20 protein-coding genes are annotated in these 23,719 nt (G+C 72.5%); 10 read left to right on the top strand and 10 right to left on the bottom strand.

The annotated features are described in order from the left end of the window. The first annotated feature begins 32 nt into the window (after window positions 1-32). Window positions 33-2,885, top strand: coding sequence for an AfsR/SARP family transcriptional regulator (locus GA0070614_RS11625; protein WP_088975965.1), 2,853 nt, complete (start codon window positions 33-35; stop codon window positions 2,883-2,885). 7 nt (window positions 2,886-2,892) lie between these two features. Here the strand turns inward: GA0070614_RS11625 and GA0070614_RS11620 are convergent, their stop codons facing one another. After that, on the bottom strand, window positions 2,893-3,255 hold the full coding sequence (locus tag GA0070614_RS11620; RefSeq protein ID WP_088960401.1) for a PH domain-containing protein: 363 nt from the start codon (window positions 3,253-3,255) through the stop codon (window positions 2,893-2,895). A gap of 103 nt (window positions 3,256-3,358) precedes the next feature. Here GA0070614_RS11620 and GA0070614_RS11615 point away from each other — a divergent pair, with 103 nt between their 5' ends. Beyond that, window positions 3,359-4,432: a DUF4190 domain-containing protein gene (locus GA0070614_RS11615; RefSeq protein WP_172892420.1), complete on the top strand. Its 1,074-nt coding sequence runs from the start codon at window positions 3,359-3,361 to the stop codon at window positions 4,430-4,432. A 64-nt stretch (window positions 4,433-4,496) separates the two neighbouring features. Here GA0070614_RS11615 and GA0070614_RS11610 read toward each other — a convergent pair whose 3' ends face one another. Both GA0070614_RS11610 and GA0070614_RS11605 read right to left on the bottom strand, forming a co-directional pair. Then, entirely contained in the window at window positions 4,497-4,826 is a 330-nt protein-coding gene (locus GA0070614_RS11610) for a hypothetical protein (RefSeq protein WP_197701438.1), read from the bottom strand. A 300-nt stretch (window positions 4,827-5,126) separates the two neighbouring features. Beyond that, the gene (locus GA0070614_RS11605) at window positions 5,127-5,435 is read right to left on the bottom strand and encodes a 4a-hydroxytetrahydrobiopterin dehydratase (protein ID WP_088975963.1); all 309 of its coding nucleotides are present in this window, start codon (window positions 5,433-5,435) and stop codon (window positions 5,127-5,129) included. 237 nt (window positions 5,436-5,672) lie between these two features. Here GA0070614_RS11605 and GA0070614_RS11600 point away from each other — a divergent pair, with 237 nt between their 5' ends. Further along, complete coding sequence (locus tag GA0070614_RS11600; protein WP_408630767.1) at window positions 5,673-6,065, top strand: (deoxy)nucleoside triphosphate pyrophosphohydrolase; 393 nt, start codon at window positions 5,673-5,675, stop codon at window positions 6,063-6,065. A gap of 194 nt (window positions 6,066-6,259) precedes the next feature. Here GA0070614_RS11600 and GA0070614_RS11595 read toward each other — a convergent pair whose 3' ends face one another. The 6 genes from GA0070614_RS11595 to GA0070614_RS31105 form a co-directional block, all read right to left on the bottom strand. Then, on the bottom strand, window positions 6,260-7,327 hold the full coding sequence (locus GA0070614_RS11595; RefSeq protein WP_088975961.1) for a succinate dehydrogenase/fumarate reductase iron-sulfur subunit: 1,068 nt from the start codon (window positions 7,325-7,327) through the stop codon (window positions 6,260-6,262). Further along, on the bottom strand, window positions 7,327-9,258 hold the full coding sequence (locus GA0070614_RS11590) for a fumarate reductase/succinate dehydrogenase flavoprotein subunit (protein ID WP_088975960.1): 1,932 nt from the start codon (window positions 9,256-9,258) through the stop codon (window positions 7,327-7,329). Before GA0070614_RS11590 ends, GA0070614_RS11595 begins: the two co-directional genes overlap by 1 nt. A gap of 14 nt (window positions 9,259-9,272) precedes the next feature. Continuing rightward, entirely contained in the window at window positions 9,273-10,079 is an 807-nt protein-coding gene (locus GA0070614_RS11585) for a hypothetical protein (RefSeq protein ID WP_088975959.1), read from the bottom strand. Between the two features lie 483 nt (window positions 10,080-10,562). Further along, window positions 10,563-11,480 (bottom strand): metallopeptidase TldD-related protein, encoded by a 918-nt coding sequence (locus GA0070614_RS31660; protein WP_408630766.1) that lies wholly within the window; start codon window positions 11,478-11,480, stop codon window positions 10,563-10,565. 503 nt (window positions 11,481-11,983) lie between these two features. After that, window positions 11,984-13,420 carry a TldD/PmbA family protein gene (locus tag GA0070614_RS11575; protein ID WP_088975957.1) on the bottom strand — a complete coding sequence of 479 codons (1,437 nt, stop codon included), beginning with the start codon at window positions 13,418-13,420 and terminating at the stop codon, window positions 11,984-11,986. Between the two features lie 32 nt (window positions 13,421-13,452). Then, window positions 13,453-13,692 (bottom strand): hypothetical protein, encoded by a 240-nt coding sequence (locus GA0070614_RS31105; protein ID WP_088975956.1) that lies wholly within the window; start codon window positions 13,690-13,692, stop codon window positions 13,453-13,455. 208 nt (window positions 13,693-13,900) lie between these two features. Here GA0070614_RS31105 and GA0070614_RS11565 point away from each other — a divergent pair, with 208 nt between their 5' ends. From GA0070614_RS11565 to GA0070614_RS11545, 5 genes are all read left to right on the top strand, one after another. Beyond that, window positions 13,901-14,956 (top strand): ABC transporter ATP-binding protein, encoded by a 1,056-nt coding sequence (locus GA0070614_RS11565; RefSeq protein WP_088979388.1) that lies wholly within the window; start codon window positions 13,901-13,903, stop codon window positions 14,954-14,956. A gap of 55 nt (window positions 14,957-15,011) precedes the next feature. After that, window positions 15,012-16,106: an ABC transporter ATP-binding protein gene (locus GA0070614_RS11560; protein ID WP_408630747.1), complete on the top strand. Its 1,095-nt coding sequence runs from the start codon at window positions 15,012-15,014 to the stop codon at window positions 16,104-16,106. Next, window positions 16,103-17,104, top strand: a complete 1,002-nt coding sequence (locus GA0070614_RS11555) for an ABC transporter permease (protein WP_088975955.1) — start codon at window positions 16,103-16,105, stop codon at window positions 17,102-17,104. The genes GA0070614_RS11560 and GA0070614_RS11555 overlap by 4 nt, the downstream gene beginning before the upstream one ends. A gap of 14 nt (window positions 17,105-17,118) precedes the next feature. Further along, window positions 17,119-18,105, top strand: coding sequence for an ABC transporter permease (locus GA0070614_RS11550; protein ID WP_088975954.1), 987 nt, complete (start codon window positions 17,119-17,121; stop codon window positions 18,103-18,105). Window positions 18,106-18,249: 144 nt separating this feature from the next. After that, on the top strand, window positions 18,250-19,992 hold the full coding sequence (locus tag GA0070614_RS11545) for an ABC transporter substrate-binding protein (RefSeq protein ID WP_088975953.1): 1,743 nt from the start codon (window positions 18,250-18,252) through the stop codon (window positions 19,990-19,992). A gap of 95 nt (window positions 19,993-20,087) precedes the next feature. Here the strand turns inward: GA0070614_RS11545 and GA0070614_RS11540 are convergent, their stop codons facing one another. Beyond that, window positions 20,088-22,226 carry a prolyl oligopeptidase family serine peptidase gene (locus GA0070614_RS11540; protein ID WP_088975952.1) on the bottom strand — a complete coding sequence of 713 codons (2,139 nt, stop codon included), beginning with the start codon at window positions 22,224-22,226 and terminating at the stop codon, window positions 20,088-20,090. A gap of 86 nt (window positions 22,227-22,312) precedes the next feature. Here GA0070614_RS11540 and mshB point away from each other — a divergent pair, with 86 nt between their 5' ends. Both mshB and GA0070614_RS11530 read left to right on the top strand, forming a co-directional pair. Further along, window positions 22,313-23,236, top strand: a complete 924-nt coding sequence (gene mshB / locus GA0070614_RS11535) for an N-acetyl-1-D-myo-inositol-2-amino-2-deoxy-alpha-D-glucopyranoside deacetylase (RefSeq protein ID WP_172892418.1) — start codon at window positions 22,313-22,315, stop codon at window positions 23,234-23,236. A 17-nt stretch (window positions 23,237-23,253) separates the two neighbouring features. After that, the gene (locus GA0070614_RS11530; protein WP_088979387.1) at window positions 23,254-23,691 is read left to right on the top strand and encodes a hypothetical protein; all 438 of its coding nucleotides are present in this window, start codon (window positions 23,254-23,256) and stop codon (window positions 23,689-23,691) included. The last annotated feature ends 28 nt before the right edge of the window (window positions 23,692-23,719 follow it).

Below are 23,719 nucleotides of genomic sequence, written 5' to 3'. Positions count from 1 at the left end.
CTTGCGGCTTCGAAAACGGGGGAGGCGGCAAGGTGGACGGACCGGATTTCCGCATTCTGGGACCCGTCGGTGTCTGGCAACACGAATGCCAACTGCGACCGACGAATGCGCAACAGCGGACATTGTTGGCGATGTTCCTGCTCACACCCGCGACGGTGGTCAGTTTCGACCATCTGGTGACCGCGCTGTGGGGGGAGAGCCCACCCGCGTCCGCGCGCAACGCGGTGCAGGGCCACGTGTCGCGGCTGCGCAAACTGCTCACCGGCCTTCCCGATGTGGGCCTGGTCACCGCGGGACAGGGCTACCGGCTCGACGTCGACCCCCAACTGGTCGACCTGCACCGGTTCCGGACGCTGGTCGAGCGGGCGCGCGACAGCCGGCCCGCCGAGGCCGGGAAGCTGCTGGAGACCGGGCTGGCGCTCTGGCGCGGCCCGGTGTTCGTCGACGTCGCCGGCGACTGGCTGCCCGCCACCGTCGCACCGGCCCTGGAGGAGGAGCGGCTCCGCGCGTGCGAGCACCAGGCCGAGGTCGAACTCGGCCTGGGCAGGCACCTCGACGTCGTCGCGCGACTGTCCACGCTCGCCGCCCGGTATCCGCTGCGGGAGAGCCTGCTCGCCCTGTTGATGACGGCGCTGCACCTCTCCGGCCGGCGCTGCGACGCCCTGACGGTGTTCCGGGACGCCCGACAGCGGTTCGTCGACGAACTGGGCATCGAGCCGGGGCGGAACCTGCAGCGTCTGCACCGGCGGCTGCTGGACCAGGAGCCACCCTCGACGGCACCGCTCGACCGCCACCCCGTCACCGACGCCTGCCCGCGACAACTGCCCGCCGACGTCGCGTACTTCACCGGCCGGGAGCGGCAGTTGGCCGTGCTGGACGCGCTGGTGCCGCAGGACGGCGTCCCCGCCACCGGCCTGATCGCGGTGACCGGTGGTGCGGGGGTGGGCAAGACCGCCCTCACCGTGCACTGGGCCCACCGCGTCGCCCACCTCTTCCCCGACGGGCAGCTCTTCCTCGACCTGCGCGGCTTCCACCCGACCGGGTCGGTGATGTCGCCGGCCGAGGCGATGTCCCGCCTGCTGTCCGCCCTGCGGGTGCCGGCCCAACGGCTGCCCGCCGACGTGGCGGGGCAGGCCGACCTGTTCCGGACCGTCGTCGCCGACAAGCGGCTCCTGCTGGTGCTCGACAACGCCCGCGACGCCGACCAGGTCCGCCCGCTGCTGCCCGGCGCCACCGGCTGCCTCGTCCTGGTCAACAGCCGTCAGCAGATGCCGGGTCTGGTCGCGGCGCACGGCGCCCACCCGCTCACCCTGGACCGCCCGTCGCAGCAGGAGGCGTGGGACCTGCTGTCCGCACGCATCGGCGAGCGACGCCTCGCCGACGACCCGGCGGCCGGCGAGGAGATCGTCGCGCGGTGCGGGCGGCTGCCCCTCGCGCTGGCGGTCGTGTCGGCGCGCGCCGTCACCAACCCCGACTTCCCGCTCGCGGCGCTCGCGGCCGAACTAAGCGGGTGCCGAGGTGGCCTGGACGCCTTCGCGAACGGCGACACCAGCACCGACGTCCGCAGCGTCTTCTCGTGGTCGTACGGCGCGCTCGGCGAGGAGGCGGCCCGCCTCTTCCGCCTGCTCGGCCTGCACCCCGGCCCCGAGATCAGCGCGTCCGCCGCGGCCAGCCTCGCCGACCGTCCGGTGGCCCGGACGCGTCCGCTGCTCGGCGAGCTGACCCGGATCCGCCTGCTCAACGAGCCCACCCCCGGGCGGTACGCCTTCCACGACCTGCTGCGGGCCTACGCCACCGAACTCGTCCACACCGTCGACCCGGCCGAGGTCCGGCGCGCCGCGCTGCGCCGGTTCCTCGACCACTGCCTGCACACCGCCCGGCGAGCGGACCTGCTGCTGGAGCCCAACCGGGACCCCGTCCCGCTGCCGGCCCCCGCGCCCGGGGCCGACCTGCTGGCGTTCGACGACCCGGCGCAGGCCGCGGCGTGGTTCGCCGAGGAACGCGGGGTCCTGCTCGCCGCCGTCGAACACGCCGCCGCCGAGCGCTTTCCCGGTCATGCCTGGCAACTCGCCTGGGTGATCAAGCCGGTCCTGAGCCGCCAGGGGCACTGGCACGACCAACTGGTCGTCCTGCGGGTGGCGGTGGCGGCGGCGGACGACTGCGGGGACCGGGCGGCGCAGGCCGAACTGCGCCGTTACCTGGCCAGCACCTACGACCGGTTGGGCCGCTACCCGGACGCGCACCGGCAGTACCAGCAGGCCCTCGACCTGCACCTGGAGTCGGGGAACCGCACCGGGCAGGCGCACGTGCAGCTGGACGTGGCCCGCCTGCTCGACCGGCAGCGCCGGCACCACGACTCGCTCCGGCACGCGCAGCTCGCCCTGGACCTCTACCGCCAGGTCGGCCACCGGATCGGGCAGGCCCGCAGCCTGAGCGGGCTCGGCTGGGAGCACGCCCAGCTCGGCGAGCACGACCAGGCGCTGGCCCGTTGCCGGGAGGCGCTGGCCCTGCTCCAGGCGATCGGTGACCGGCACGGTGAGGCGGAGAGCTGGGACAGCGTCGGATACGTCCACCACCAGCGGGGTGACTATCCACAGGCCATCGAGTGCTACCGGCGCTGCCTCGACCTGCTGGGGGACTTCGGCGACCGGTTCGTGCGGGCGTTGAGCACGACCCATCTCGGCGAGAGCCTGCTCGCCTCCGGCGACCCCGACGGGGCCGACGCGGCGTGGCGGTCGGCCCTGCGGATCCTCGACGACCTGGACCACCCGGGCGCCGACCGGCTCAGCGAACGGATCGGCCTGCTGCTGGCCCGGCCGGTCCCGCCCCACCGGATCACGGTGTCGTCGCGGACGCCGGCGGACCGGGCGCCCGTCGGCCCGTAGCCGGTGGTCAGGAGATGTAGTGCAGGATCACGTTGTGCACGTGGTGGCTCTTCTGCGCGCCCCGGAACTCCACCTCGTAGGTGTGCGTGCCGACGTGGACGGCGATCGCCCCGGTGGAGAAGAAGGACCCGCCCCACGACTTGTTGCTGACCACGCTCACGCTGGTGATCTTCGAGTACGGGATGCTGGTGATCGCGTACCGCTTGCCGATGAAGGAGCGGTCCTGGATGATCACCCGGCGGTCGGTCAGCCCGATGAAGCCGGTGCCGGTGCCGACGGCGTCGTAGACGGCGATGATCTGTTCTCCGTCGAGCAGTCCACTCTGGATCTGTTGGAACTGCTCCTTGCGGTCGTACGTCGCATTGGCCATGGACCCCACGGTAGGAAGCGCGCGCCAGACACGACGGTCCACGGCGGAGCCGCCGTCGGCTAGTCTGCACGCCGCACCGGGGACACGGGGGAAGGAACGGGACATGACCGCGGACGACAGCAGGCCGAGGCGACCCGTGCTCCCAGGGGTGCCGGAGGCGGCCGACGAGGGGTGGGAGCCGTGGGCCGGCCCCGGGACGCCGCGCGGCCGGACGAGCCGGCTCGCCATCGCCGCCTTCGTCCTGGGTCTGCTCGGCGGTGTGCTCGGGGCGGTCCTCGCGGTGGTCGCGCTGCGCCGGATCCGCCGGACCGGCGAGCGGGGCCGGGGGCTCGCCGTCGCCGGCCTGGTGCTCTTCGGCGTGTGGGCGCTGGTGCTGCTCCTGGTCCTCACGGTGCCGCCGTCCCGGCCCGACCCGCCGTCCGGCGTGCGAGGGCTGCGGGTCGGGGACTGCTTCCGGGTCGACGACACCCCTTCGGGTACGCGCACCGCGCCGGACGAGGTCACCGAGGTGCCGTGCACCGAGCCGCACGACGCGGAGCTGGTCGACCGGCTGCCCGGCTACGAGCGGTACGCCGACGAGGCGTACCCGGGCACGGCCGCGCTCTCGGCCCGGGCGGAGACCGCGTGCCGGCGGCAGCAGCGCAGCTACGTGCTCGACCCGCTGTCGCTCCCCGCCGAGGTGCGGCTGCGCTGGTACGTCCCGTCACGGGTGGAGTGGACGACGGACCCGCAGATCACCTGCTACCTGGCGGCCGGCGGGAGCCCGCTGACCCGGCCGCTGCGGCAGGACGCCACCGTGCTGCGCCCGGAACAGTTGGCGTTCCTGATGGCGGTGCGCGACTTCGACGAGGCCCGTGGCGTCCTCGCCGCCCAGGGGCCGACCGCCTCGCCGGCCGAGCTGCGCACGATGGTGGAGCGCGCGGCCTCCGCGCACGCCGGCATGTGGCTGGCGCTCAGCGGCGGCACCTGGCCGGCGCCGGCCCAGGAGCCGATCGGCAAGCTGGTCGCTCAGGCCCAGGGCGCGGCGGTGGCCTGGCGGGACGCGGAGAAGGCCCCCGACCGTGACCAGATGCTCCGCCTGGTGGCGCAGGCCGAGCAGCGCCGCGACCCGCAGACCGAACTGGCCGTACGGCGGGCCCTGGGGCTCTCCACGACGCAGGGCGAACCGGCCCGCTGACACGACCGGGCCCCGCCGGCCGGGCGCGGGTGCGCCGGCGGGCGGGGCCGTGGGCCTACGTGCGTCAGTGGTCGACGCGCGGGTCGTGGTCGCGGGTGCGGCTGCCGGACTTGGCCAGGCCCCGGCTGACCAGGTAACCGATGGTCAGCAGCGTGATGTACCACCAGGCCTTGTCGGCGGCGAAGTAGTCGCCGCCGTCGTTCGCGGCGCCGTCGCCGACGGCGTTGGAGGCGATCAGCACACCGAGCACCGAGAGCAGGTAGACGGCCAGCTCGGTGGTCTTCCACGACGGCTTGGTCTCCTCGCCGTGCCGGCGCACGGTACGCACGTCGTGGCCGGTGTGGTCGAGGCGTTCGGTACCCCGGGTGGCGGCGTTGGTCGTAGGCGCAGTCATGATCAGCTCCCAAAAAATACGACTTGTGTGCGGTGTCGTTCATTGGGCGGCTTCTTCACCCTTGCCGGATCTGGTACCCGGGGGTGCGGGACGGAAACGCCGAATTCTCAGGAACGTCTCAGAACGGGACACGCACCGTCACCGGGTGGCCACTCGGACGGGGTGCCCCGGACGTTCCGGTGACGGCCGGCGTCCGGCGGGAGCCCTAGGCTGAGGTGACGTCGACCGGTGACCGGTCGAGGCGGGACGGGGGCCGACGATGGACACCTGCCGGGCGGGCGTGGCGGTGCCGGGCCCTGCTCAGTGCTCGGTGACCGCCCGGTACGCGTCCTCGATGCGGGCGGCCAGCAGGACCTCGCCCTCGGTGAGCGGCTCGCCGTCGCCGTGCCCGACCCGGATCTGCGTCTCGCGGTCGCGCCGGCTGATCTCGGGGCGCAGCCGCAGCGCGTCCGCCACCACCTTGACCCGTTCGGTCAGCGCCGCGTGCTGGGTGTCGTCCATGACGAGGGTGCGTCGGATCTGCTCACCCTCGCGGGTCCAGCCGCCCAGGAGGGTCAGCGCGTCGCTGAGGTAGTCGTGCTTCGCCCGGCTGCTGAACAGCGCGCGCATCACCGCACCTCCCAGGCGTCGTTGCCGGCTTGTGGCCAAATCGTCGCCGTCCCGTGTCCTCGTGATGCTCCCCAGTCTGTCGGGAGACATCCGGTGTGTCCACGCCCACACTTCCGTGTTCTGCTGACCTACCGGTCGGGGACGGTACCCAAACCGACGATTGATCTGGCACGCTGGACGCCCGTGCGGACCGAACGGGTAGGCGGAAACGGACAGGCCGAGCGGCGCGAGCCCAAGGTGATCGTCGGCGCGGCGATCATCGCCGGTGGGCGGGTGCTGGCCTGCGCGCGGTCGGCCCCGCCCGAGGTGGCCGGGATGTACGAGTTCCCCGGCGGCAAGGTCGAGCCGGGCGAGAGCGAGGTCGCGGCCCTGGTCCGCGAGTGCGCCGAGGAACTGGCCGTACGCGTCGAGATCGGCCAACGGGTCGGCCGCGACGTACGGATGGCCCACGGCCGCTCGGTGCTCAAGGTGTACACCGCCCGCCTGCTGCACGGTGACGAGCCCCGAGCGCTGGAGCACTCCGCCATGCGCTGGCTCTCCGCCACCGAGCTGGACACCGTCACCTGGCTCCCCGCCGACGCGCCCATCGTCGCCGCCCTCCGTCCGCTCCTGCTCGCCGCCACCCTCTGACCCCCCGTCCACCCCGCCTGGCCCCGGATCGGGCCGTCGATCATGAAGTTGTTGCCACGACACGCCGTCGGCGGTGGACACAACTTCATGATCGACTTGGCATCGGCGGGGGTGGGATCACGACAGGGGGGTGGAAAGGGGACGGGGGGCCGCGGCATCAGCCGCAGGCCCCCCGTCGAACGTCGTCGCGCTGCTCAGTGCTTCTCGTCCTGGCTCGGGTGAGCGAAGTTGAGGTGCTCCGGGGGCAGCGGGAAGGTGACGTCGTCACCGAACGGCGACGGCGCCGCCGCGCGGTCGAAGGTCAACTCCGTCAGCGGCAGCTTGCCGCTGGCGTCCACCGCCGGGGCGGTCGGGTGCGGGACCTCGCGGTGCCAGTTCACGCCCTTCTGGGCCTGCACCTCCGCGGCCGGGTCGTGCGACCCTCCCGCGTGCGAGTGGACCCCAGCCTGACGAGCGCCGCTGTGCACCACGGACTCCTTCCCCGCGCTGCTCGCGGTGCTCTGGGGCGTGTCACCCCGACGGAAGATCTTGCTACCAAGCCACACGAGGGGATCGTACCTGCGGTCGACGACCCGCTCCTTCATGGGGATGATCCCGTTGTCAGTGATCTTGATGTGCTCGGGGCAGACCTCCGTGCAGCACTTCGTGATGTTGCAGTAGCCCAGGCCCTGCTCCGCCTGCGCGTACTCCTTGCGGTCGGTCTTCGCGTCCAGCGGGTGCATGTCCAGCTCCGCGGCGCGGATGAAGAAGCGCGGGCCGGCGAAGGCCGGCTTGTTCTCCTCGTGGTCACGGATGACGTGGCAGACGTTCTGGCACAGGAAGCACTCGATGCACTTGCGGAACTCCTGCGAGCGCTCCACGTCGACCTGCTGCATCCGGTAGTCGCCCGGAGCCACCCCCGGCGGCGGCGCGAACGCCGGCGTCTCCCGCGCCTTCTCGTAGTTGAAGGAGACGTCGGTGACCAGGTCCCGGATGATCGGGAAGGTGCGCAGCGGAGTGACGGTGACCGTCTCGTCCTCCTCGAAGGTGGACATCCGGGTCATGCAGCTCAGCCGCGGCTTGCCGTTGATCTCCATCGAGCAGGACCCGCACTTGCCCGCCTTGCAGTTCCAGCGGCAGGCCAGGTCGGGCGCGTCGGTGGCCTGGAGCCGGTGGATGATGTCGAGGACCACCTCGCCCTCGTTCACCTCGACCATGTAGTCCTGCAGGTCACCGCCGGTCTCGTCGCCCCGCCAGATGCGGAACTGTCGCTTGCTGCCCATTACTTGCCCGCCTCCTCAGCGTGAGCGTCCGCAGCGAGGGCGTCGAACTCGGCGAGCTCCTCGTCGGTCAGGTACTTGGCCAGTTCCGCGCGGTCGAACAGGGTGATCAGCTCCGGCCGGATCTTCGGCAGCGGCTTGTGCGTCAGGCGCACCGTGTCGCCGTCCAGCGCGCAGACCAGGTTCACCCGTCGCCAGGTCGGGTCCATGGTCGGGAAGTCCTCCCGGGTGTGCCCGCCCCGGGACTCCTGCCGCTCCAGCGCCGCCTTCGCGGTGCACTCCGACACCACGAGCATGTTGCGCAGGTCCAGCGCCAGGTGCCAGCCGGGGTTGTAGCGCCGGCCACCGCTCGCGCTGACCTTCGCCACCCGCTCGCGCAGCTCCGCCAGCCGGCTCAGCGCGTCCACCAGCTCGCCTTCCCGGCGGATGATTCCGACCAGATCCCCCATCACCGCCTGGAGGTCCTGCTGGAGGGTGTACGGGCTCTCCCCGGTGTCCCGCTGCAACGGCGCCAGCGCCGCCTCCACCGCCGTCTCCACCGCGCCGACCGAGACCTTCGGGCGGGCGGTGAGCTGATCGGTGTACGACGCCGCGTGCCCGCCGGCCCGCTTGCCGAAGACCAGCAGGTCGGACAGGGAGTTGCCGCCGAGGCGGTTGGAGCCGTGCATGCCGCCGGAGACCTCACCAGCGGCGAACAGCCCCTGCACGGTGCCGTACGCGGCCCCGGAGTCCGGGTCCACCTCGACGCCGCCCATCACGTAGTGGCAGGTCGGGCCGACCTCCATCGGCTCCTTGGTGATGTCGACGTCGGCCAGCTCCTTGAACTGGTGGTACATCGACGGCAGGCGGCGACGGATCTCCTCGGCCGGCAGCCGCGAGGCGATGTCCAGGTAGACGCCGCCGGCCGGCGTACCCCGACCGGCCTTGACCTCGCTGTTGATCGCGCGGGCGACCTCGTCGCGGGGGAGCAGCTCCGGCGGGCGCCGGTTGTTGTCCGGGTCCTTGTACCAGCGGTCCGCCTCGGCCTCGTTGTCCGCGTACTGCTTGCGGAAGACGTCGGGCACGTAGTCGAACATGAACCGCTTGCCGTCGGAGTTCTTCAGCACGCCGCCGTCGCCCCGGACCGACTCGGTGACCAGGATGCCCTTCACCGAGGGCGGCCAGACCATGCCGGTCGGGTGGAACTGGAGGAACTCCATGTTGATCAGGGTGGCCCCGGCGCGCAGCGCCAGCGCGTGCCCGTCCCCGGTGTACTCCCAGGAGTTCGAGGTGACCTTGTAGGACCGGCCGACGCCACCGGTGGCGAGGACCACCGCCGGCGCCTCGAAGAGGACGAACTCGCCGGACTCCCGGTAGTAGCCGAACGCTCCGGCGACCCGGTCGCCGTCGAGCAGCAACTCGGTGATGGTGGTCTCGGCGAAGACCTTGATCCGTGCGTCGTAGCTGCCGTGGTCGCGCTTGTCCTCCTGCTGGAGGGAGACGATCTTCTGCTGGAGGGTCCGGATCAGCTCCAGGCCGGTCCGGTCGCCGACGTGCGCCAGCCGCGGGTACTCGTGCCCGCCGAAGTTGCGCTGGGAGATCTTCCCGTCCTTGGTCCGGTCGAAGAGCGCGCCGTACGTCTCCAGCTCCCAGATCCGCTGCGGCGACTCCTTCGCGTGCAGCTCGGCCATCCGGAAGTTGTTGAGGAACTTGCCGCCGCGCATGGTGTCGCGGAAGTGCACCTGCCAGTTGTCGCGGCTGTTCACGTTCCCCATGGCGGCCGCCGCGCCGCCCTCGGCCATCACGGTGTGCGCCTTGCCGAAGAGCGACTTGGAGATGATCGCGGTCTTCTTGCCGGCCAACCGGGCCTCGATCGCCGCGCGCAGGCCGGCGCCGCCGGCCCCGATCACGACGACGTCGTAGTGGTGTCGTTCGATGCGAGTGGTAGTGGTCATGTCCGGGGCGCCCTCTAGTTGATGAACCGCAGGTCGGAGATCCACTCGGCCGCGACCGCCATGACGTAGAAGTCGGTGAGGGCCAGGGTGCCGAGGGTGATCCAGGCGAGCTGCATGTGTCGGACGTTCAGCTTGGACACGAACGTCCACGCCTTGTACCGCACCGGGCTCTGGGAGAAGTGCTTGAGCCGGCCGCCGATGATGTGCCGGCAGGAGTGGCAGGAGATGGTGTACGCCCACAGCATCACCACGTTGACCAGCAGGATGATGTTGCCCAGCCCGAATCCGAAACCCTTCGGGGAGTGGAACGCCAGAATCGCGTCCCACGTGTTGATCAGCGAGATGATGGCGGCGGCGTAGAAGAAGTAGCGGTGCAGGTTCTGCCCGAGCAGCGGGAACCGGGTCTCGCCGCTGTACGCCTTGTGGCCGTCGGGCACCGCGCAGGCCGGCGGGGAGAGCCAGAACGACCGGTAGTACGCCTTGCGGTAGTAGTAGCAGGTCAGCCGGAACAGCAGCAGGAACGGCAGGGTCAGCGCCGCGTCCGGGATGATCCACCAGCCGGGCAGGAAACGGCCGAAGTGCGAGGCCTCCTCGACGCACCGGTCGGTCACGCAGGGGGAGTAGAACGGGGTCAGGTAGTGGTACGCGTCGACCCAGTACCACTTGTGCATGAAGACCCGGACCGTCGCGTACGCGACCCAGGCGGTGAGCCCGACGACGGTCAGCAGTGGGGCGAGCCACCAGCGGTCGGTCCGCAACGTCTTCGCCGCGATCGCGGCGCGGGCCCGCGCCCCCCGCGGCTTCGTTGCCGTTGATGTCATTCGAGTCGTCTCCCTGACGGGGCCCTCACGGGCGGCGGATCACATTCCGTACCGGTCAGCGGACCGACCAGAGGCGCGTCCACTGCCACGTCTTGCGCACACCAACGACCGCACCGGTCAATCAGCGCAGCTAAGTGACACACGTTACGCCGATCTTCACGGCCCGGCCGCGCAACGCAGTGTCCCGTGTGTCCCGCAGCTTGGAAAGACCCGGATCATGATCAATATCCGGACCGGCTGAGCCGGCCGCGTCTCCGCCGTGCGGTGGGGGCGTGCGGAGGCTACGGACTTGAGTACAGATGTGATTCGCCGCCCCGACTCACCTGTGTACTCAAGTCCGTAGCGCAGGAGCCGGTACCCCACCGATCCCCACCGACCCGGTGGACCCCGGAGGGGCCACGGCGCGGACGGCGGGTCACGGCGCGGACGGCGGGCCGTTCCCGCGCCTGGCGGCAGGTGCACGCCTCGTGTCGCCCGACCCCGTCAGCCCGACGCGCCGCCGGTGAAGTTCCACTCGGCCAGCCGCAACGGCGGCGCCTCCCACCAGACGCCCTCCACCCGGTCGGGTTGGCGGACCGACCGCCGGCCCAGTCCACGCACCCGGCCCGGTCCCAACGCCCGGGGGTACGACTCGGTGAAGCGGAAGTCGCGGACCGCCCGGACCGGCACGCCGTCCTCGACCAGCCACACCCCGTTGCGGGTCAGGCCGGTCACCACCAGACTCTTCGGGTCGAGCACCCGGGTGTACCAGAAGTCGCTGACCAGCAACCCCCGCTCGACCCCGGCGACCAGCGCCGCCGTGTCCGCGTCGACCACCGCCCCGGCCACGCCACTCGGTGCGGTGACCCGGCCGGACCCCGACGCCTCGGCGAGGAGGGTTGCCCCGCCGGGCGCCGACGCCTCGGCGAGGAGCCGGATGTTGTGCGGCATCGGCCCGAAGGTGGACCCGCCGAGCATGCCGTGGCCGGTCGACCCGGTGCCCACCTCCGCGCCGCTGCGCCGGTCGTGCGCCACCGCGCGGGTCGTCCCGGCCTCGACCAGGGCGAGCGGCCGTCGGGGGGTGCCCTCCAGGTCGTACGGGAGGGTGGAGCCGTGCAGCGGGTCGTCGACCAGGGTCACCGTCGGATCGAACTGGGCGGCGCCCGGCTCGGCGAAGGACTGCCGCTCGGCGTACCGCTTGCCGTTGAAGCCGAACCAGGCGAGGTTCTGCAACAGGTCGGCCACGGCGGCCGGCTCCAGCACCACCTCGTACCGGCCCGGCGGCAGCTCGACCGGGTCGGCGGCGGCCCGGGCCTTGGCGGCGGCCCGCACGCCCAGCGCCGCGCCGTCGAGGTCGGCGAGCCGGTCGACGCAGAGTCGGGCCACCCCGTCCGCGCCACCGGCCCGGGCGATGCCGTCCATGGCCGCCTCGACCGCGCGCCCGAGCGCGGCGTGCCCGGTCGAGTTGGCGAACGCCCCCGATCGGTACGACGTGCGGCAGTAGCCGGCCGCCTCCAGACCGCCGACGGCGTCGACGAAGCCGCGTACCCGCTCGGCCCGCGCGTCCGGCTCGGCGTACGCGGTGGCCTCGTCGACGCGCCCGTCGGAGCGCACCGGGGCGGGCGGGGCGAGGCCGGGCCAGGCCGGGTCGGGTGGGCAGAGCCGGGCCGCGGTGAGGGTCCGTTCGACCAGCGCGCGCAGGCCCTCGGTGTCGACCAGGCTGCCGCTGCCGGCGGCGGTGCGCCCGTCGACGTGCACCCGCAGCCGCACCGTGACCCCGGACTCGGCGACGTTCTGGTGGATGAACGAGTTGGCGAACCGGGTCAGCGCCAGGTCGCGGCGGGTCACCACGACCTCGGCCTCGGCGGCCGGGCCGGCGAGCCTGCGGACCAGCTCGACGACCTGACCGGCGACGTCCAGCTCCGTCATGCGCGTACCCCCACTCGCACGTCCCGGAAGCGGGCCGGCGCCGCCGGATGGCCGGTGTGGCCGATCTGGCCGGGTTGGCCCTTTCCGCAGTTGGGCGTGCCCCAGGCCACCGTCTCCGAGGAGAGCATGTCCATCGAGCGCCAGAAGAGCGGGCCGATGCCGGTGTACGTCGGGTTGCGCAGCATCCGCCCGCGCCGGCCCTTCTTCACCTCCCAGCCGATCTCGCAGCCGAACTGGAAGTTGAGCCGCTTGTCGTCGATCGACCAGGAGCGGTTGACGTCCATCAGCACCCCGTCGTCGGTGGCGGCGACGATCTCGTCGAGGGTGTGCGGGCCGGGTTCCAGGCCCACGTTCGTCATCCGCACCATCGGCAACCGCGCCCAGCCGTCGGCCCGTACGCTGCCGCCGTAGCCCAGACCGGCGACGGCGGCCGAGTCGCGGCCGGCGAGCACGCCCACCCAGCGGCCCTCGCGCACCGCGTCCCGGCGCACCGCCGGGGAGCCCTCGTCGTCGAAGCCGAAGCTGCCCAGCGCGCCGGGGATGGTCGGGTCGATGGTGACGTTCATCAGTTCGGAGCCGTAGCGCAGCGTGCCGAGCTGGGCCAGGTCCAGCCAGGACGTGCCGGCGAAGGCGGCCTCCCAGCCGAGGATCCGGTCCAGCTCGATGGCGTGCCCGACGGACTCGTGGATCTGCAGGGCGAGCTGCTCGCCGCCGAGGATCAGGTCGGTCTCGCCCGCCGGGCACTCGGGCGCGGTGAGCAGCGCCCGCGACTCCTCGGCGATCCGGGCGGCGTGCGCGGTCAGGTCCAGCGACTCGACCAGCTCCCAGCCGGTGGTGCCGTACTGGCCGCGGTAGCTGGGGTAGGAGCGGCGTTGGGTCTCGCCGTCGCCGATGGAGGTGGCCGAGATGCCCCCCCCGCACTCGCGGATCCTCTGGTCGATGCGGTGCCCCTCGCTGGAGACGAACCACTTGGCGGTGTCCCAGATCTGGTAGAGCCCCTCGGCGAGGTCGGCGCCGTGCTCGCGCATCGTCGCGGTGGCGGCGACCAGCAGGTCCCCCTTGTCGGAGAGGGCGACGCCGAGCGGGTCGATCCGGCAGTCGGAGGCCCAGCTCGCCACGGCCGCCTCGGCCGGCACCAGGTCGACCGGCGGGCCGGGCACCCGCGCGCTCGCGGTGGCGATCGCCGCGGCGCGCCGGCCGGCGTCGCGGGCCGCGGCGTCCGACAGATCGGGTACGGCGGCGAAGCCCCAGCTCGACCCGACCAGCGCCCGGACGCCCAGCCCGATGCTCTCGTCCCGGGTCAGCTCCTCGATCGCGCCGTTGCGGGCCGACATCGACTCGTAGCGGCGGTGCATCACCCGGGCGTCCGCGTACCGGGCGCCCGCGTCGAGGGCGGCCTGGACGGCGGCGCCGGCCGCGTCGAACTCGGTCATGGCCCGACCCTAGGCGAGCCGACCGACATCCGTCAGGGGAGCAGTTCCTCCGGGCGGATCGTCGCCTTGACGGGTTCAGTGAGCTGGAGGGACTCGCCGGCCTTGGTCACCGACTGCTCCACGTAGTGCCGGCCCTGTCGACGGTGGAGGTGGAGGTTGCCGCTCTCGCCGAGGGCGAGGTACTCCTCTTCGGTCCACGGTCCGTCGTGGTCGAACAGCGCCACGGTCTTGGTCACCTCCACCTCGCGCCGACCGGGATCCGCCAGGGCCAACCGTGTCCATGGTCGCACTTCCGGTACGACGGGAGGGCCGGTGCGGGGGTGTTGTCGAGTCGTTACGCTGTGGTCTCCTGACAGGCCGGCGCATGTAGCTTATTTTCAGCCTCGCGAGTTTGTTGTAGGTTCTCTTCAAACTTTCGGGGAGGCGGGCGTGGACAGTCCGGAGCAGGCGCCGTCCGCACGGCCGGGCGACCCGCCGGTCGTGCCGCAGCAGCGTGCCGGGGAGGACCCCTACCTGCGGGTGGACGACCTGCGGGTCCGCTTCGACACCGCCGACGGCGTGGTGCGCGCGGTCGACGGGGTGTCCTTCGCCGTCCGGCGTGGCCGCACGCTCGGCATCGTCGGCGAGTCCGGGTCGGGCAAGAGCGTCACCTCGCTCGCCGTCCTCGGCCTGCACGACCCGAAGCGCAGCACCATCACCGGGCAGATCTCCGTCGGTGGCCGCCAGCTCGTCGGCCTCCCCGAGGAGGAGGTACGCCGGCTGCGCGGCCGCGACATGGCGATGATCTTCCAGGACCCGCTGTCGGCCCTGCACCCGTACTACACGGTCGGCCGGCAGATCGCCGAGGCGTACCGGGTGCACCACCCCCGGGCCGGGCGGCGGGCGGCGCGCAGCCGGGCGATCGACATGCTCGGCCGGGTCGGCATCCCGCAGCCGGCCCGCCGGTTCGACCAGTACCCGCACGAGTTCTCCGGCGGGATGCGGCAACGGGCGATGATCGCCATGGCCCTGGTCAACGACCCGGACCTGCTCATCGCCGACGAGCCCACCACCGCGCTGGACGTGACCGTGCAGGCGCAGATCCTCGACCTGCTCGCGGACCTCCAGGCCGAGTTCCACTCGGCGATCGTCCTGATCACCCACGACCTCGGGGTGGTCTCCCAGGTCGCCGACGACGTGCTGGTGATGTACGGCGGACGCGCCGTCGAGCAGGGCGGTGTGGAGCAGGTGCTGCGCCGCCCGCAGCACCCGTACACCTGGGGGTTGCTGTCGAGCGTGCCCTCGCTGCACGGTGACGCGACGGCGGACCTGGTGCCGATCCCCGGCAACCCGCCCTCGCTGATCCACCTGCCGTCGGGCTGCGCGTTCCACCCCCGCTGCCGGTACGCCGCGCGCACCGACGGCCGCTCGCGCAGCGAGGTGCCGCCGCTGGTCGGCACGGGGGAGGCCGGGCACCTGGTCGCCTGTCACCTGCCCGCCGACACGCGCGCCCGGCTCTACCGCGAGGACGTCGCCCAGGTGGGGGTGGCCCGGTGAGCGCGCGGGGAGCGCGGCGCGGCGGAGTCCCGCGGTCGCGAACGGAGGTGGTCCGGTGAGCGGGATCGAGGACGAGCCGCTGCTGCGGGTGCGCGGGTTGGCCAAGCACTTCCCGGTCCGCACCGGCTTCCGCAGCCGGGGGCTGGTCCGGGCGGTGGACGGGCTCGACTTCGACGTGCGCCCGGGGGAGAGCCTCGGCCTGGTCGGTGAGTCCGGCTGCGGCAAGACCACCACCGGCCGGATGCTGGTCCGGCTCCTGGAGCCCACCGCGGGGACGATCGAGTTCGCCGGGCGGGACATCACCCACGCCGGGCGACGGGAGCTGCGCCCGCTGCGGCAGGACCTCCAGATCATCTTCCAGGACCCGTACGCCTCGTTGAACCCCCGGCACACGGTCGGCCGGATCGTGGCGATGCCGTTGCAGGTCAACGGGATCGACCCGCCGGGCGGCGTGAAGAAGCGGGTGCAGGAGCTGCTCGAGTTGGTCGGGCTCAATCCCGAGCACTACAACCGGTACCCGCACGAGTTCTCCGGCGGCCAGCGCCAACGGGTCGGCATCGCCCGGGCGCTGGCGCTGCGGCCGAAGCTGATCGTCGCCGACGAGCCGGTCTCCGCCCTCGACGTCTCGATCCAGGCGCAGGTCGTCAACCTGCTCCGGGACCTGCAACGGGACCTCGGGCTGGCGTTCGTCTTCATCGCCCACGACCTGGCCGTGGTGCGGCACTTCTGCCACCGCGTGGCGGTCATGTACCTGGGGCGGATCGTCGAGATCGGCGACCGCGCCGACATCTACGAACGCCCGCAGCACCCGTACACCCGGGCCCTGCTCTCGGCGATCCCGGACGTGACCACCCTCGGGCCGGGCGGACGCATCCGGCTCAGCGGGGACGTGCCGACACCGCTGGACCCGCCCTCGGGCTGCCGGTTCCGCACCCGCTGCTGGAAGGCCCGGGACATCTGCGCGACCGAGGAGCCGGCCCTGGCGCCGCGCGACGGCGGCCGGCAGGCCACCGCCTGCCACTTCCCGGAGAGCGGCCCGGTGACCGCGTCCGCGCCGACGCCGGTCCCGGAGGCTTCGGACGGCGGGGTGTCCGGGGACGAGAGCGGGGACCCGGCGACGGGCCCGGACGCGCAGGAGGTGGCGAGGTGAGCCTGTCCCCGGTGGAGGGCGTGGCGCTGGCCGAGATCGAGTCCGGCGGCGACGTCGGCGAGGAGAAGGGCTTCGTCGGCCGGTCGCCCGGGCAACTGGCCTGGGCCCGGCTGCGCCGGGACCGCACCGCCGTGGTCAGCGGCGCGATGCTGGTCTTCTTCGTGGTGGTCGCGCTGGCCACCCCGTTGATCGAGATGGCGTACGGGATCGGGCCGCGCGAGCAGTTCCAGAGCCGGTTGGACGGCTTCGGCATGCCGCTCGGGTACGCCGGTGGCGTCACCGGCGAGCACTGGTTCGGCCTGGAGCCGGGCCTCGGGCGGGACATCTTCATCCGGATGGTGCACGGGCTGCGTACCTCGCTCTTCATCGCCTTCGCCGCCGCGGTCATCACCGCCGCGATCGGCATCGTGCTGGGGACGGTGGCCGGGTACCTCGGCGGCTGGGTCGACGCGGTGGTCAACTGGGTCACCGACCTCACCCTGGCGATGCCGTTCCTGATCATCGCGCTGGCCCTGACCCCGACCCTCGCGCTGCGCTTCTACGGCCAGCGTGAGGCGGTGCCGCCCGCGTTCCAGATCGGAGTGCTCGTCGCCGTCTTCGCCCTCTTCGGCTGGACCAGCACCGCCCGGCTGGTCCGGGGGCAGGTCATCGCGCTGCGCGAGCGGGAGTTCGTGGAGGCGGCCCGGGCCGCCGGCGCGGGCCTCGGGCACATGCTCTTCCGGCAGTTGCTGCCGAACATCTGGGCGCCGATCCTGGTGTCGTTCTCGCTGGCCGTGCCGGCGTACATCACCAGCGAGGCGGCGCTGTCCTTCATCGGGGTCGGGCTCACCGACGAGACGCCGAGCTTCGGCCGGATGATCTACCGCAGCCTGGACTACCTCCAGACCGACCCGGCGTACGTCTTCTTCCCCGGCGTCACGATCTTCGCGCTCGTGTTCGCCTTCAACCTCTTCGGCGACGCGTTGCGCGACGCGCTCGACCCGAAGTCCTCCCGGTAGGGGTGTGCCGAGAGATGACGCGTTTCCTGGTCAAGCGGCTCTTCTCCGCCACGCTCACGCTCTTCGCGGTCAGCGTGCTCACCTTCCTGATGTTCTTCGCCCTGCCCCGGGACCCGGTCAGCGGGATGTGCCCGAAGAACTGCAACCCGGAGCGGCTCGAACGGGTCCGCCAGGAGTTGGGCCTGCGCGACCCGCTGGTCAGCCAGTACGCCGGCTACATGAAGGGCATCGTCACCGGGCGGGACCTGGGCAGCGCCCAGGGCGGCCGGTGCGACGCGCCCTGCCTGGGCTGGTCGTACGTGTCGAACGAGGCGGTCTTCGACACCATCGCCCGGGTGCTGCCGGTGACCCTGAGCATCGTGATCCCGGCGGCGGTGCTCTGGCTGCTGCTCGGCGTCGGGCTGGGCATGGTGTCGGCGCTGCGGCGGGGCACCTGGCTGGACCGGGTGGCGATCGGCTTCTCGCTGACCGGCGCGTCGTTGCAGCTCTACTTCGTCGGCGCGGTGCTGCTGCTGGTCTTCGTCTACAGCCTGCGGCTGCTGCCGGTGCCGAGCTACACCCCGCTCCTCGACGATCCGGTGAAGTGGGCCAGCGGGCTGGTGCTGGCCTGGGTGGCGCTGGCGTTCCTCTTCTCCGCGATCTACGCGCGACTGTCCCGGGCCCAGATGCTGGAGACGCTGTCGGAGGACTTCGTCCGCACGGCGCGGGCGAAGGGCCTGGCCAAACCCCGGGTGTACGGCCGGCACGCGCTGCGCGCGGCGATCACCCCGGTGGTCACCATCGCCGGGCTGGACGTCGGCGCCGCGCTCGGCGGCACGGTGATCACGGAGACCACCTTCGGCCTGAACGGGATGGGCCGCACCGCCGTCGACGCGGTGCGCGCCGGTGACCTGCCGACCATCATGGCGACCGTGCTGATCGCCGCGGTCTTCGTGGTGCTGGCCAACGTCCTGGTGGACCTGCTCTACGCGGCGATCGACCCCCGGGTCCGGCTGCGCTGACGTACGCCCGCCGGCCGGGCCGCCCACTGCCCGGACGGTGACGAAATTTATCGACAACTGTTACACAATTCGAAGGTTTTCTTCTTTACGATCCACGGGACGTCGGCGTTCACGCCCGACGCACCCGGGTGGAGGAGGTAGGAGATGCGACCACGTGCAGCCGCCGCCGCAGGCGGCGCGATCGCCCTGGTTGTGGCATTGGGTGCGTGTTCGGAGAACACGGGCGAGGGCACCACGGTGGACACCGACCGCAAGCAGACCGGCGTCATCGCCACCGACCCCAAGGACTCGCAGGGGCCGGCGGCCGAGGTGGCGGGGGCGCAGAAGGGCGGCACCTTCACCATCATCCGGGAGACCCCGATCTCCCACCTGGACCCGCAGCGGACGTACTCGTTCGCCGGCCTGATGGCCAGCCCGCTCTTCGCGCGCTACCTGACCACCTGGAAGGACGACGGCAAGGGCGGCCTGGTCCTCGTCGGTGACCTCGCCGAGACGCCCGGCACCAACGTCAACAACGACTGCAAGGTCTGGGAGTTCAAGGTCAAGGACGGGGTGAAGTTCGAGGACGGCAGCCCGATCACCTCCAAGGAGATCGCCTACGGCATCGCCCGCTCCTTCGACCCCGACCTCACCGGCGGCCCGACCTACATCCAGGAGTGGCTCGCCGACACCGCCCAGTACGACACCAAGTGGGACTTCAAGGCGAACAAGACCTCGCTGCCGCCGGGCCTGACCACCCCGGACCCGAAGACGCTGCGCTTCGAGTTCGCCAAGCCCCGCTGCGACCTGCCGTTCGCGGTTTCGCTGCCGACCACCGCCCCGCTCAAGCCCGAGCAGGACACCGGCGTCAACCTGGACGCCAAGCCGTTCTCGTCCGGGCCGTACAAGGTCGCCAAGAACCAGGTCGGCGTGCAGCTCACCCTGGACCGTAACCCGCACTGGGACGCCAAGACCGACCCGGTGCGCCACCAGTACCCGGACCAGTTCGTCTGGACCTTCGGGCCGACCGCCGACGCGGCGGTCAACCGGGTGATCGCCGACAACGGCGCCGACCAGAGCGCGGTCGCCTGGAACTTCGTGCCCGCCTCCCTGGTCGCCCGGGTGGCCCAGGACGCGGCGCTCAAGCAGCGCACCATCCTCTCCCCGACGCCGAGCGCCAACCAGTTGGTCATCAACACCCAGCGGGTCAAGGACCTCAAGGTCCGCCAGGCGCTCAACTACGCCATCGACCGGGACGGCCTGATCAAGGCGCTCGGCGGGCAGACCGTGGCCCAGCCGCTCACCACGCTGATGCCGCCGGCCACCATCGGCTACCAGGCGTACGACGCCTACCCGGCGGGCGCGAACGGCAACGTCGACAAGGCCAAGGAGCTGCTCGGCGGGCAGACCCCGGAGCTGGTCCTCGGCGTCGCCGACAACACCACCGAGCAGCAGATGGCCACCCAGCTCAAGGGCAACCTGGAGCGCGCCGGCTTCAAGATCACCGTCCGGAACATCCCGGACGACGCCAAGCTCGACGAGATCAAGAAGAAGAACAACCCCTGGGACCTGTACATCGGCAACTGGGCGGCGGACTGGCCCAGCGGCGCGTCCATCCTGCCGGTGCTCTACGACGGCCGCTCCATCAAGGCCGAGGGCAACAGCAACCAGTCGTACTTCAACGACGCGGCGATCAACGCCGAGATGGACCGGATCCTGGCGCTGCCCCCCGCCCAGCAGGGCCCGGAGTGGGGCAAGCTCGACGAGCGGATCATGAAGGAGCACGCCCCCGTCGTGCCGCTCTTCGTCGACGTGGCCTACGTCGCGCACGGCTCGAAGGTCGGTGGGGTCTTCATCTCCAGCGTCTTCGGCTACCCGTCCTTCGTCAACGCGCACGTCAAGCCGTAAGGCGTAGCTGAGCCGCAGCACCCGCACCACGGACGGGCCCCGGTCGACAACGACGTCGACCGGGGCCCCCGTCCGTCGGGCCGGGTGTCGCCGCCCTACAGGCGCGTACGCAGGAAGTCCAGCTCCAGCCGGAGCAGCCGCTCCGACACCCCGCCCGCCGCCAGGTGGGTCGCCCCGGTCAGCGGCAGCACCGCGTGCGGGCGACCGGCGGCCAGCAGCGCCGCCGAGAGCCGCAACGTGTGCGCGGCCACCACGTTGTCGTCGGCCAGGCCGTGCACCAGCAGCAGCGGCCGGGCCTGCTCCCGGTCGACCACCGGCTCGGCGGCCAGCTCCACCAGCGAATGGTGGCCGTACACGTCGATGCCGTCGTCGGGCATCCCCAGGTAGCGCTCGGTGTACGCGGTGTCGTACAGCGACCAGTCGGTGACCGGGGCGCCCGCGATGCCGCACTTGAACAGCTCCGGGTGCCGCAGCACGGCCAGCCCGGCCAGCCAGCCACCGAACGACCAGCCGCGCACCGCCACCCGCTCCAGGTCCAGGTCCGGGTGCTTGCCGGCCAGCGCGGTCAACGCGTCGACCTGGTCGGCGAGGATCACGTCGGCCAGCCGCCGGTGCACCGCCTTCTCGAACGACGGGGCGATGCCGGGGGTGCCCCGGTTGTCGATGGTCACCACCCCGAAGCCCTGGTCGGCCCACCACTGCCGCTCCAGCCACGCCGACCGGGCGGCCACCACCTCCTGGTGGCCCGGGCCGCCGTAGATGTCCAGCAGCACCGGCAGCCGGGTGCCCTTGACGTGGTCGGTCGGGTAGAGCACCGCGCTCGGCAGCCGCCGGTCGGTCACCCGGACCAGCATCGGTCGCGGGGCGTACGGCGGGTTGGCCGCCAGCGAGCGCAGCCGGGCCACCTCCCGGTCCCCGCGCCACACCACCCAGCTGGTGCCCGGGTCGTCCAGCGAGGCGGTGCCCACCACCAGCACGTCCCCGCCGACGGCGGCGGTGTGCCAGCCCGGGGTGGCGCTCATCCGGCGCACGTCCACGCCGCCGCCGATCGCCGTGCGCACCCGATAGAGGTGGCGCTGGCTCGGCTCGCCCTCGCTCGCCTCCACCAGCAGGTCGGCCGGGCCACCGCCGGTGGGCAGCCGCCCCACCACCCGGCGTACGTAGAGCGAGGGCGGCGTGAGCAGGGTGCCGTCGGCGAAGAGGCAACGGGCGTCGTACCCGTCGTGGGCCAGCTCGCCGCCGACCAGCACCCGGCCGTCCGGCAGGTGGGCCGGGGTGCCCGGGATCGGCTCCACCCAGCGCGGGTCGGCCAGCTCGGCGTGCACCTGCGTCTCACCGGTGCGCGGGTCGACCGCCAGCACCAGGCCGTGCTGCTGCGAGCGGCGCAGCACGGTGATCAGCGGACCGCCGTCGGCCCAGCTCACCGACGCCAGGTAGGGGTAGGTCTCCCGGTCCCAGTGCACGTCGACCCAGCCGCCGTCGAGGTCGAGCAGGTGCAGGCTCACCTCGGCGTTCGTGCCACCCGCCCGGGGGTACGCGACGCTGGTCGGGGCGCTCTCCGGATCCGCCGGGTCGTGCAGGCACCAGCGCGGCAGCCGGCTCTCGTCGACCCGGGCGGCGAGCACGGACCGGCCGTCCGGCGCCCACCAGTAGCCACGGAACCGGTCGAACTCCTCGGCCGCGACGTGCTCGGCCAACCCCCAGGTCACCCCGGAGTCCTCGCCGGCGAGCAGGACGTCGGTGCCGTCCGGCTCGACCACCCGCAACTGCCCCCGACGCACCCCCTCGGCGGCGTCCGTGACGTACGCCAGCCGCTCGCCGGTCGGGTCGGGACGCGGGTCGATCACCGGCCCGACGGTGGCCACCTCCACCACGTCGCCGTGCACCAGGTCGGCCCGGAACAGCCGCCCGCCCAGCGGCAGGACCGCCACCCGGCCGGCCGCGTCCAGGGCGTACGAGCCGATGCCGGCGCTGCTCAGCCGCAGCCGCTCGCGCAGCGCCCGCTCGCCCGGGGCGAGCGCGGCCTCCTCGTCCGTGCCGAGCAGCGCCCTCGGGTCGGCGACCAATCGTTCCTCGCCGGTGGCGACGTCCAGCGACCAGAGCGCCTCGGCCGGATCCTCCGGGCCGCCCGAGCGGAGGAAGACCACCCGGGAGCCGTCGTCCGCCACGGTGACGGCGCGCGGCGCCCCGTGGCTGAACCGACGGGTACGGGCGGCCAGCTCGGGAAAGTCCACGCTTCGGATCGTAGGGGCGGCTCCGGCGTGATGTGGCCGACCTGAGCGGACGCGTAATCCTCGGCCGGGCAGAACCGCCGGATAGAGTGACGCCCGTGACGACGCTGCCCGACCGACGCCTGTTGCTGGTCCACGCGCACCCCGACGACGAGTCCATCGGCACCGGATCGACGATGGCGCACTACGCCGCCGCCGGCGCCCACGTCACGCTGGTGACCTGCACCCTCGGCGAGGAGGGTGAGATCCACGTGCCGGAGCTGGCGCAGCTCGGCGCGGCCGAGGCCGACCAGCTCGGCGGCTACCGGATCGCCGAGCTGGCCGCCGCCTGCGCCGCGCTCGGGGTCACCGACCACCGCTTCCTCGGCGGCGCCGGCCGGTACCGCGACTCCGGGATGATGGGGCTGGCCACCAACGAGCACCCCCGGGCCTTCTGGCGGGCCGACCTGGACGAGGCCGCCGGCCACCTGCTGGCGGTCATGCGCGAGGTCCGGCCGCAGGTCATGATCACGTACGACCCGAACGGCTTCTACGGCCACCCCGACCACATCCAGGCCCACCGGGTCGCGATGCGGGCGGCCGAGCTGGCCGCCGCCGAGGGCTGCGCCCCGGCCAAGGTCTACTGGACGGCGATGCCGCGCAGCGTCCTGGAGGCCGGCCTGGACCAGTTCACCGAGTCGTCGGACAACCCCTTCGACGGCATCGAGAGCGTTGACGAGCTGCCCTTCGGCACCCCGGACGCCGAGATCGCCGCCCGGATCGACGCCACCGAGCAGCACGCCGCCAAGGAAGCGGCGATGCGGGCGCACGCCACCCAGATCCCGGCCACCTCGTGGCTCTACTCGATCGCCGGCAACTTCGGCGCCGAGTTCATGGGCGTGGAGTACTTCACCCTCGCGGTAGGGGAGAAGGGACCCGGCCGGGGCCCGTACGGCTGGGAGGACGACCTCTTCGCCGGATTGGTGACGGACGGGCCGGACCGCAGCCCGGTCGCGGCGGCCGGGCTCCGGTGACCCTGCCCGCCGCGCCGATGCCGGTCGTCGAGCAGGAGGCCCCGCCGCCGCCCCCGGGCCGGGGGGAGCGGCTGCTCGACGCCGCCCTGCGGGTGGCCGGCGGGCTGATCTCGGTCGTCGGCGGGGTGCTCGCCGCCCTGCTCGGGCTGGGGCTGTCCACCGTACGGGCGGGCGGTCACCTGATCGGCGTGTCGGTGCCGGTGACCATCGGCGCGGCGATCGCGCTGAGCTGGTTCGCGTACGCGACGGTCGGCCGGAAGTGGGCGGTGGCGCTGCCCGCGCTGCCCTGGTTCGCGTTGATGGCCCTGGCGGCGGTCCGCACCGCCGAGGGGGACCTGCTCGTCGCGGGGGACAACTGGGTCGGGCTGGCCATGATCACCTGCGGGGCGATGACCTTCGCGGTGATGGCGTTCCGGCAGATCCTCAGCCCGGCGCAGAGTCGTCACGACGGGTGATGACGACGCACCGCCTGTGGTGGTAGAC

It is taken from the genome of Micromonospora coxensis, from assembly GCF_900090295.1.
GTDB classification, from domain to species: domain Bacteria; phylum Actinomycetota; class Actinomycetes; order Mycobacteriales; family Micromonosporaceae; genus Micromonospora; species Micromonospora coxensis.
The sequence above is the reverse complement of the archived record's forward strand: the minus strand, read 5'-3'. Positions and strand labels throughout refer to the sequence as shown.

What these genes read in the sequence shown, in the direction of transcription:
- GA0070614_RS11620 (WP_088960401.1), bottom strand. Translation starts at nt 3,255, where the DNA reads ATGGCCAATGCGACGTACGACCGCAAGGAGCAGTTCCAACAGATCCAG.
- GA0070614_RS11615 (WP_172892420.1), top strand. Translation starts at nt 3,359, where the DNA reads ATGACCGCGGACGACAGCAGGCCGAGGCGACCCGTGCTCCCAGGGGTG.
- GA0070614_RS11610 (WP_197701438.1), bottom strand. Translation starts at nt 4,826, where the DNA reads ATGACTGCGCCTACGACCAACGCCGCCACCCGGGGTACCGAACGCCTC.
- GA0070614_RS11605 (WP_088975963.1), bottom strand. Translation starts at nt 5,435, where the DNA reads ATGCGCGCGCTGTTCAGCAGCCGGGCGAAGCACGACTACCTCAGCGAC.
- GA0070614_RS11595 (WP_088975961.1), bottom strand. Translation starts at nt 7,327, where the DNA reads ATGGGCAGCAAGCGACAGTTCCGCATCTGGCGGGGCGACGAGACCGGC.
- GA0070614_RS11590 (WP_088975960.1), bottom strand. Translation starts at nt 9,258, where the DNA reads ATGACCACTACCACTCGCATCGAACGACACCACTACGACGTCGTCGTG.
- GA0070614_RS11585 (WP_088975959.1), bottom strand. Translation starts at nt 10,079, where the DNA reads ATGACATCAACGGCAACGAAGCCGCGGGGGGCGCGGGCCCGCGCCGCG.
- GA0070614_RS31660 (WP_408630766.1), bottom strand. Translation starts at nt 11,480, where the DNA reads ATGGACGGCATCGCCCGGGCCGGTGGCGCGGACGGGGTGGCCCGACTC.
- GA0070614_RS11575 (WP_088975957.1), bottom strand. Translation starts at nt 13,420, where the DNA reads ATGACCGAGTTCGACGCGGCCGGCGCCGCCGTCCAGGCCGCCCTCGAC.
- GA0070614_RS11550 (WP_088975954.1), top strand. Translation starts at nt 17,119, where the DNA reads ATGACGCGTTTCCTGGTCAAGCGGCTCTTCTCCGCCACGCTCACGCTC.
- GA0070614_RS11545 (WP_088975953.1), top strand. Translation starts at nt 18,250, where the DNA reads ATGCGACCACGTGCAGCCGCCGCCGCAGGCGGCGCGATCGCCCTGGTT.
- GA0070614_RS11530 (WP_088979387.1), top strand. Translation starts at nt 23,254, where the DNA reads ATGCCGGTCGTCGAGCAGGAGGCCCCGCCGCCGCCCCCGGGCCGGGGG.